Source organism: Mesorhizobium sp. M0106, from assembly GCF_040322715.1.
Classification (GTDB): Bacteria; Pseudomonadota; Alphaproteobacteria; order Rhizobiales; family Rhizobiaceae; genus Mesorhizobium.
Genome location: NZ_JAMYUA010000005.1, coordinates 1 through 9,078 on the forward strand (window position 1 = coordinate 1; position 9,078 = coordinate 9,078).

The 9,078-nt window shown below is 65.5% G+C and carries 7 protein-coding genes; 5 read left to right on the forward strand and 2 right to left on the reverse strand.

The features are described from left to right. Positions 1–168: 168 nt before the first annotated feature. Positions 169–930, reverse strand: a complete 762-nt coding sequence (gene hutC, locus NKJ55_RS06830; protein ID WP_352449230.1) for a histidine utilization transcriptional repressor HutC — start codon at positions 928–930, stop codon at positions 169–171. Continuing rightward, positions 927–2,279, reverse strand: a complete 1,353-nt coding sequence (locus tag NKJ55_RS06835; RefSeq protein WP_352449231.1) for a formimidoylglutamate deiminase — start codon at positions 2,277–2,279, stop codon at positions 927–929. The genes hutC and NKJ55_RS06835 overlap by 4 nt, the downstream gene beginning before the upstream one ends. Before the next feature lie 98 nt (positions 2,280–2,377). Between NKJ55_RS06835 and hutI the strand changes: the two genes are divergently transcribed. The 5 genes from hutI to NKJ55_RS06860 all read left to right on the forward strand — a co-directional run bounded on the left by hutI (position 2,378) and on the right by NKJ55_RS06860 (position 8,831). Continuing rightward, on the forward strand, positions 2,378–3,613 hold the full coding sequence (gene hutI / locus NKJ55_RS06840; RefSeq protein ID WP_352449232.1) for an imidazolonepropionase: 1,236 nt from the start codon (positions 2,378–2,380) through the stop codon (positions 3,611–3,613). Next, on the forward strand, positions 3,610–5,145 hold the full coding sequence (hutH, locus tag NKJ55_RS06845) for a histidine ammonia-lyase (protein WP_352449233.1): 1,536 nt from the start codon (positions 3,610–3,612) through the stop codon (positions 5,143–5,145). Before hutI ends, hutH begins: the two co-directional genes overlap by 4 nt. Before the next feature lie 568 nt (positions 5,146–5,713). Further along, positions 5,714–6,532, forward strand: coding sequence for an N-formylglutamate deformylase (hutG, locus tag NKJ55_RS06850; RefSeq protein ID WP_352449234.1), 819 nt, complete (start codon positions 5,714–5,716; stop codon positions 6,530–6,532). A gap of 32 nt (positions 6,533–6,564) precedes the next feature. Further along, complete coding sequence (hutU, locus tag NKJ55_RS06855; RefSeq protein ID WP_352449235.1) at positions 6,565–8,235, forward strand: urocanate hydratase; 1,671 nt, start codon at positions 6,565–6,567, stop codon at positions 8,233–8,235. An 8-nt stretch (positions 8,236–8,243) separates the two neighbouring features. Continuing rightward, positions 8,244–8,831 carry a HutD/Ves family protein gene (locus NKJ55_RS06860; RefSeq protein ID WP_352449237.1) on the forward strand — a complete coding sequence of 196 codons (588 nt, stop codon included), beginning with the start codon at positions 8,244–8,246 and terminating at the stop codon, positions 8,829–8,831. The last annotated feature ends 247 nt before the right edge of the window (positions 8,832–9,078 follow it).

Below are 9,078 nucleotides of genomic sequence, written 5' to 3' on the forward strand. Positions count from 1 at the left end.
CCCCCCCCCCCCCCCCCCCCCCCCCCCCCCCCCGCCCCCCCACCCCCCCCCCCCCGCCCGCCGGCCGCGGGGGCCCCCCCCCGGCGAGGTCGCACCGACCCCACCCCGCGTCACAAAATGCCGCCATGCGGCAATTTGCTCCGCGACCCTCCCCTCAAGGGGGAGGGTTTACCCCGTTGACGGCGTGAACCGCGCCACCAGCGTGTGGTTCTCTGCCGCATAGGTGAACCGGACGTGGGTGACGGGGTGCTCGGCGCTCCATGTCCGCCGCTCGATCACCAGGCACGGGGCACCGGTCTCGATGTCGAGCGCCGCCGCGATGTGCTTTTCGGCGGCAACGGCGCGAATGCGATGCTCGGCGGCACTCCACGGCACGCGCCCGATCAGCCACGGACCGGGCGCGGTGTCGAAAAACGCCTCTTCGGCGGCCTCCGGCACGGCAGCCAGGTTGATCAGCCGCTGCTCGTGGGCGAACGGCCTCTTGCCGGCGAAATGCCGGCATTCCAGCACCAGCACCGGCCCGGCGACGTCGAGTTCCAGCAGGGCGCGGTCGTCGGCGCTGCTGCGCCTTCTGTCTCGCGCCATGCGCTCATAGCGGTAGGGCAGGCCAAGTGCCTCGACCTCGATCCGGATGTCGTGGATTTCGAGAACGGCTGCCTGCGACTGCGGCCGGCGGACAAAACTGCCCGAACGACGCCGGCGCTCGATCAGCCCGGCCTTGGCCAGTTGCGACAGCGCCTTGTTCACTGTCATGCGCGAACAATTGTATTCGGCCGTCAGTTCATGCTCGAACGGAATGCGGTGGCCGGGCGCCCAGGCACCCGACAGGATCCGGTCGCTGATGTCCGACAGGATGCGCTGGTGCAGCGAAAGAACCTCGCCGCCGTCCGCGCTTCCAGAATCCGCGCTTATTGTCCCGATCATGCTCATGCCGAAAGCGCCGTTATCACCTTGCGGAAGCGCTCGGCGATGGCATCGCGCCTGGCGTGCATGCCGCCGCTGACCAGTTTCCTGCCATGCACCCAGACGCAATCGACCTTGGTGCCGTTGGCAAAAATCCAGGCATCAAGGATTGCATCGCCCGTCTTGCCGGCCAGCGATGGATGCTTGCCGTCGAGCGAGACGAAATCGGCCGAGGCACCTGCTGCGATCTGCGAGAGGCCGGCGCCCAGCGCGGCACTGCCGCCATCGAGCGCGGCATCGAACAAAGCACGGCCGGTCGAGCCGCCGGCCACCGCCAGCACGTTGCGGGCGCGGTGGGCGAGGCGCTGCGAATATTCGAGCTGCCGCAACTCGTCCGGCAGGCCGATCAGTACGTTTGAATCCGAGCCGATGCCGAAGCGGCCGCCATGCTGCATGAACAAGGACGCGGCAAAGGTGCCGTCGCCGAGATTGGCCTCGGTGATCGGGCAGAGACCGGCAACGGCGCCGCTTTTCGCCAAATCGGTCGTCTCGGTGTCAGTCATGTGGGTGGCGTGGATGAGACACCAGCGCCGGTCGACCTTGGCGTTGGCAAGCAGCCATTCGACCGGCCGCGCCCCGGACCAGGCAAGGCAGTCCTCGACCTCCTTCATCTGCTCGGCGATGTGGATGTGGATAGGCCCCTCCGGCGCCATCACCGTGATGTTTTCCAGTTCCTCCGGTGTCACCGCACGCAGGCTGTGCGGGGCGACGCCCACGACGCCTTGATTCAGCGCGCGAATGGATTCGCGGCATTTCTCAACAAGCCGCGAGAACTGGTTCACATCGTTGATGAACCGGCGCTGGCCTTCATTTGGCGCAGCGCCGCCGAAAGAGGAATGCGCGTAGAAGACGGGCAGCAAAGTCAGCCCGATGCCTGTCTCGGACGCTGCGGCAACGATGCGCTGCGCCATCTCGGCGATGTCAGTATAGGGCCGGCCGTCACGGTCGTGGTGGAGATAGTGAAACTCGCCGACGCGCGAGAACCCGGCCTCCAGCATCTCGACATAGAGCTGGGCCGCGACCGCCTCGACCTGGTCCGGCGTCATCGACAGCGCGAAACGGTACATCACCTCGCGCCAGCTCCAGAAACTGTCGGCAGAAGGGCCGCGCAATTCAGCAAGGCCGGCCATGCCGCGCTGGAAGGCATGGCTGTGCAGGTTCGGCATGCCGGACAAAAGGATGGCACGGCGCTCGTCGCCAGGCAGGAGCGAGGTATTCGCCTCGACCGTGGCGATCCTGCCGTCGGAGATGACGATCCGCACATTGCTGTGCCAGCCGTCGGGCAGAAGCGCCTGTTCCGCAAAGATTGCTGTCACGTTTTTCTCCAAATCCCGGTCTGCCGTGCGATGATAGCGCTTGCAGTGCCTTTTCATATGTATATACATAATCGTCACCTATTGAAACGGAAAAGATGATGGCTGCAGAGAGCAAAAGCCGGGCAGGGGAGGTTCGCCTCTGGCGCAATGCGCGCCTCGCGACCATGGCCGAAAGCAGCCCCGGGTCAGGCGTTGTCGAGCACGGTGCAATCGCCGTGCGCAACGGCCGGATCGTCTATGCTGGGCCGGAAGCCGACATGCCGGCAGCACTTAGCAAAGGCGCCGAGGCGATCGACTGCGAAGGCCGCTGGATCACGCCCGGCCTGATCGACTGCCACACTCATCTGGTCCACGCCGGTAACCGTGCCAATGAATTCGAGATGCGGCTGGCCGGCGCTAGCTATGAAGAGGTTGCCAAGGCCGGCGGCGGCATCGTTTCCTCGGTCAAGGCACTGCGCGCCGCCAGCGAGGACGAGCTGGTCGCCCAGTCGCTGCCGCGCCTCGATGCGCTGATCGCCGAAGGCGTCACCACCGTCGAGATCAAATCCGGCTACGGTCTCGACCTCGAAAACGAGCAGAAGTCACTGCGCGCCGCACGACGGCTGGGCGGTGAGCGGCCGGTGACGGTCAGGACCACTTTCCTCGGCGCTCATGCACTGCCGCCCGAAGCAAAAGGCGACAAGGACGCCTTTATCGATCTTGTCGCCAACGAGATTTTGCCGGCCGTCGCTGCCGAGGGCCTGGCCGATGCCGTCGACGGTTTTTGCGAAGGCATTGCCTTTTGGCCGGAGCAGATCGCCCGCGTGTTCGATGCCGCGAAGGCGGCGGGCCTGCCGGTCAAGCTCCATGCGGACCAGCTGTCCAATCTGCATGGCGCCGAACTTGCGGCGCGCTATGGTGCGCTATCGGCCGACCACCTCGAATACACCGACGAGGCGGGTGCGGCGGCGATGGCGAAGGCCGGAACCTTGGCGACCATCCTGCCCGGCGCCTACTACTTCATCCGCGAGACCAAAAAGCCGCCGATCGCCTTGTTTCGCCAGCATGGCGTCAGGATGGCCGTTGCCACCGACAACAATCCCGGCACGTCGCCGCTGACCTCGCTGCTGCTGACCATGAACATGGCCGCGACATTGTTTGGCCTGACCGTCGATGAATGCCTTGCCGGCGTTACCCGCGAGGCTGCCCGCGCGCTCGGGCTGCTTGGACAGACCGGCACGCTGGAGGCCGGAAAATCCGCCGATCTGGCGATCTGGAACGTCGAGCGCCCGGCCGAACTCGTCTACCGCATGGGCTTCAACCCGCTGCATGCCCGCATCTGGAGGGGACAATGACCGAACTCAAGCTAAGGCCGGGCAATGCCACGCTGGCCGATTGGCGCGCCATCTATCGCGGCGCCGCACTGAGGCTCGACCATGCCTGTCGGCCGAAGATCAAGGCCAGCGCCGAGGCCGTCGCCAGGATCGTTGCCAAGGGCGAGCCGGTCTATGGCATCAATACCGGCTTCGGCAAGCTGGCCAGCGTCCGCATCCCCGCCGCCGATCTGGAAACGTTGCAGCGAAATATCGTGCTGTCTCATGCCGCCGGCGTCGGCGAGCCGATGCCCGTCGCAATCTGCCGGCTGATGATGGCGCTGAAGCTGGCCAGCCTGGCACAGGGCGCCTCCGGCGTGCGGCCGCGGACGATCGAGCTGATCGAGGCGATGCTGGCCAACGACGTTATCCCCGTGGTGCCGGCGCAAGGCTCGGTCGGCGCTTCCGGCGACCTTGCGCCGCTGTCGCACATGACCGCCGTGATGATCGGCGTCGGCGAGTGCTTTACCCCGCATGGCCGCTTTCCTGCCAAGGTCGCCTTCGTTTCGCACGGCCTGGAGCCGGTGACACTGGGCGCCAAGGAAGGCCTGGCGCTGCTCAACGGTACCCAGTTTTCGACCGCCTATGCGCTTGCCGCTTTGTTCGAGGCGGAAGTGCTCTACCAGTCGGCACTGGTCGCCGGCGCGCTGTCGACCGATGCCGCCAAGGGCTCCGACGCTCCGTTCGATCCACGCATCCATCTGCTCAGGAAACATCGTGGCCAGATCGAGACGGCCGAGGCGTTGCGCAATTTGATGGCCGGCAGCGCCATCCGTGAATCGCACCGCGTCGGCGACGAGCGCGTGCAGGATCCGTATTGCCTGCGCTGCCAGCCGCAGGTGATGGGCGCAGCACTCGACGTGCTCCGCAAGGCCGCCGAGACGCTCGGCACCGAGGCCAACGGCGTCACCGACAATCCGCTGATCTTTGCCGAGGACGACTCCGCACTTTCGGGCGGCAATTTCCATGCCGAGCCGGTCGCCTTCGCCGCCGACATGATCGCACTCGCCGTCTGCGAGATCGGCTCGCTGTCGGAGCGGCGCATCGCCATGCTGGTCGACCCGGCGCTGTCGGGCATGCCGGCCTTTCTCACGCCCAAGCCGGGTCTGAATTCCGGTTTCATGATCCCTCAGGTCACGGCGGCAGCACTGGTTTCTGAAAACAAGCAAAAGGCCTATCCGGCCAGCGTCGATTCGATCCCGACCTCGGCCAACCAGGAAGACCACGTCTCGATGGCGGCGCATGGCGCGCGCCGCCTCATCGGCATGGTCGAGAATGCGACGGCCGTCATCGGCATCGAATTGCTGGCCGCCGCGCAAGGCTGCGATTTCCACGCACCGCTGGCCTCGAGCGCGGCACTGGAGGCGGTGCGCCGGCTGGTCAGGGCAGAGGTGCCCCATCTCGACAACGACCGGCACTTCCACCCCGACATGGAGAAGGCCATCGCCATGATACGCAGCGGCGCGGCGGTGAAGGCCGCGGGTGCGGTGAAACTGCCGGGCGTTGCGTCATGAGGCGGTGTACCGTGACAGGTCGCGTTCTGTCCTGCCGGACATCTCCCCCTCCAGGGGGGAGATTGGCTGTCGTCTCGGCTTTCGCCAATCTCCAGCGTTGCAGGACTGAGCGAGGCGCCGAAGCTGCCAATCTCCCCACTAGAGGGGGAGATGTCCGGCAGGACAGAGGGGGGCGCTGTCCCGCCGACCTCACCCCGGCAACACCGAAACTTTCAAATCCAGAAACAAAAAACCCGCCTCAAAGGCGGGTCGTCGGGCCGAATCAGCACTGTATCGAAATTAGTAGCATAGCTGCCGGCACAAAGCAAGAACAAAATGCATTCCGACCGGCAAAAAGCGAGGTCGGTGTTCCCGGACGATTGCAAGGTCGCGTTCCTTCGCGCCCCCCTCTGCCCTGCCGGGCATCTCCCCCACGAGGGGGGAGATCGGCAGCTGCGGCGCCTCGCTCTGTCCTGCAACGTTGGAGAATGGCGAAAGCCGGTCTGACGGCCAATCTCCCCCCTCGTGGGGGAGATGTCCGGCAGGACAGAGGGGGGCGCCGTAGAGCTCCAACGCGGGAGAATCTTCTATGACCTCGCCCTCCTGGCTCACCGTCACCCAAGGCACAGCACCCCTGCTGGTTTCGATCCCGCATACCGGCATCGATCTCGCCGGCCTCGATAGCCGGCTGGTCTCGCCCTGGCTCGGCCGCCGTGACGCCGACTGGTGGATCGACAAGCTTTATGACTTCGCCGAGAGCCTCGGCGCGACGGTTGTGCATACGGCGATTTCGCGCACCGTTATCGACGTCAACCGCGATCCGTCCGGCGTTTCGCTCTATCCCGGCCAGACGACGACTGGGCTCTGCCCGACAGAGACCTTTGACGGCGATCAGCTCTACCGCAAGGGTGAAGAGCCGGGACAGTCGGAGATCGACGAACGCCGCGAGAAGTTCTTCGTACCCTATCATGCCGCTCTGCAGGCCGAGATCGACAGGCTGCGCGCTTTGCATGAGAAGGTCGTCGTCTATGACTGCCATTCGATCCGCTCCGTGCTGCCGCGCCTTTTCGAAGGCAAATTGCCGGTCTTCAATCTCGGCACCAATGACGGCAAGAGCGCCGATCCGACGCTGCAAGCGACGGTTGGCCAGATCCTCGCCGAAACCGGCGAGAGCTTCGTCGTCAACGGGCGCTTCAAGGGCGGCTGGATCACGCGCCATTTCGGCCAGCCGCAAGCCGGCGTCCACGCGCTGCAGATGGAACTCTCCAACCGCGGCTACATGCGCGAGCCCGAAGGCAAGGGCGAACCGGATAACTGGCCGGTGCCTTACGAGGCCGAATTCGCGGCGCCGATCTGCGTCACGCTGAAGAAGATCCTGGAAACCGCGATCGCCTGGGCCGAACGCTGACGCGCGGTGCACCTCACTCGAAAGGGACAATCATGACCGATCCTCGCCACAACATCCGTGAAGTGCGCAGCCCGCGCGGCAGCGAGCTCAACGCCCGCACCTGGCTGACGGAAGCGCCGTTGCGCATGCTGATGAACAATCTCGACCCAGACGTCGCCGAAAACCCCAACGAGTTGGTGGTCTATGGCGGCATCGGCCGGGCGGCGCGCACCTGGAACGATTTCGACCGCATCGTTGCCTCGCTGAAGACGCTTGGCGGCGACGAGACGTTGTTGGTGCAATCGGGCAAGCCGGTCGGCGTGTTCCGCACTCATCCTGACGCCCCGCGCGTGCTGATCGCCAATTCCAACCTGGTGCCGCACTGGGCGACATGGGAGAAATTCAACGAGCTCGATAGAAAGGGCCTGATGATGTACGGCCAGATGACGGCCGGCTCGTGGATCTACATCGGCACGCAAGGCATCGTGCAGGGCACCTACGAGACCTTCGTCGAGGCCGGCCGCCAGCACTATGGCGGCAATCTCAGGGGCAAGTGGATCCTGACCGGCGGTCTCGGCGGCATGGGCGGTGCCCAGCCGCTCGCCGCGGTGATGGCCGGCGCCTGCTGCCTGGCCGTCGAATGCGATCCCGACCGCATCGATTTCCGGCTCCGCACCCGCTATGTCGATGAGCGCGCCGACACGCTCGACGAGGCTCTGGAAAAGATCGAGCGCTGGACCAAAGCCGGTGAGGCGAAATCGGTTGGCCTGGTCGGCAACGCCGCCGACATCCTGCCGGAACTGGTGCGGCGCGGCGTGCGCCCCGACATCGTCACCGACCAGACCTCGGCGCATGACCCGCTCAATGGCTATCTGCCCAAGGGCTGGTCGCTGGCCGAGTGGCGCGAGAAACGCACCTCCGACCCGAAGGCCGTTGAAAGAGCTGCCCGCGCGTCGATGCGCGAGCATGTCGAGGCGATGGTGGCGTTCTGGAATGCCGGCGTGCCGACGCTCGACTACGGCAACAACATCCGCCAGGTGGCGAAGGAGGAGGGGTTCGAGAATGCTTTTGCCTTCCCGGGTTTCGTGCCGGCCTATATCCGTCCGCTGTTTTGCCGCGGCATCGGCCCGTTCCGCTGGGCAGCGCTTTCCGGCGATCCCGAGGATATCTACAAGACCGACGCCAAGGTGCGCGAGCTGACCCCCGGCAACACCCATCTGCACAACTGGCTCGACATGGCGCGTGAGCGCATCGCCTTCCAGGGCCTGCCGGCGCGCATCTGCTGGGTCGGCCTTGGCGACCGCCATCGGCTCGGCCTCGCCTTCAACGAGATGGTCGCCAGGGGCGAACTGAAGGCGCCGGTGGTCATCGGCCGCGATCACCTCGATTCCGGCTCGGTCGCCTCGCCGAACCGCGAGACGGAGGCGATGAAGGACGGCTCCGATGCCGTCTCCGACTGGCCGTTGCTCAATGCCTTGCTCAACACGGCGTCCGGCGCCACCTGGGTGTCGCTGCACCATGGCGGCGGCGTCGGCATGGGCTTTTCGCAGCATGCCGGCATGGTCATCGTCGCCGACGGCACGCCCGAGGCGGCCAAGCGCCTGGAGCGGGTTCTGTGGAACGATCCGGCGACCGGCGTCATGCGCCACGCCGATGCCGGCTATGACATCGCGATCGAGTGCGCCCGGGAGAACCAGCTCAACCTGCCCGGCATTTTGGGCTGAGCCGCGCCTTGCGCATCCTTCGGGCAGCCGAATACCGCTCGATGCCGTGGAAGAACGGCGGCGGGGTGACGACGGAGATTGCCGTCTCGCCGCCAGGTGCCGGGCTCGACGATTTCGACTGGCGCGTCTCGATGGCGCTGGTCGAGGGCGGCGGCCCATTTTCCGGATTTGCCGGCGTCGACCGGACCTTGGCGTTGCTGGAAGGCGAGGGCATGATCCTCGACATCGCCGGCCGGCTACCGGTCGAAATCATCAAGGCTTCCGCACCGCTTGCCTTTCCGGCCGACGTGCCGACGCAAGCCACGCTGATCGCCGGTCCGATCACCGACCTCAACGTCATGACCCGCCGCGCCCGGGCGATCCACACGGTCGAGCGCCTGCTGATTTCGGCTCCGACGGAGATCCAGGCCGAAGCCGATGAAACACTCATCCTGTGCGTCGACGGCGAACTCAGCGTGGCCGGCGCGGCGCCCATGCAGCTTGGGCCGCTCGACGCGCTGTTGCTCGGGGCGCAAGCGCCGGAACTGCGCCTGGATCCGGTCCGGCCGGCCATGCTGTTCGTGATCCGCATCGACCGCATTGCCGGCAACGATTAACGTCTGTTTCCAAACATGATCGTGACGCCGGCCAAATATCGCGTAAGCTGGTCGCTGCATCACGAAAAAGCCTGAATCTTCCGCCGATCAGAAGCCGAAACGATGCTCATAGTGCCCGCCTGGAAGTTGTCGAAAGACGGCATCTTGTCGTGGTGCGGAAACAAACTTTCGGCCAAGTGTTGCGATGCAACCAATTGCATTTGGACCGGTTTTAGGGACATTGCCGTGGCGGTGACGCCGCACTGCG

Coding starts and splice junctions, on each gene's coding strand:
- hutI (WP_352449232.1), top strand. CDS start 2,378: ATGGCTGCAGAGAGCAAAAGCCGGGCAGGGGAGGTTCGCCTCTGGCGC.
- hutH (WP_352449233.1), top strand. CDS start 3,610: ATGACCGAACTCAAGCTAAGGCCGGGCAATGCCACGCTGGCCGATTGG.
- hutU (WP_352449235.1), top strand. CDS start 6,565: ATGACCGATCCTCGCCACAACATCCGTGAAGTGCGCAGCCCGCGCGGC.
- hutG (WP_352449234.1), top strand. CDS start 5,714: ATGACCTCGCCCTCCTGGCTCACCGTCACCCAAGGCACAGCACCCCTG.
- hutC (WP_352449230.1), bottom strand. CDS start 930: ATGAGCATGATCGGGACAATAAGCGCGGATTCTGGAAGCGCGGACGGC.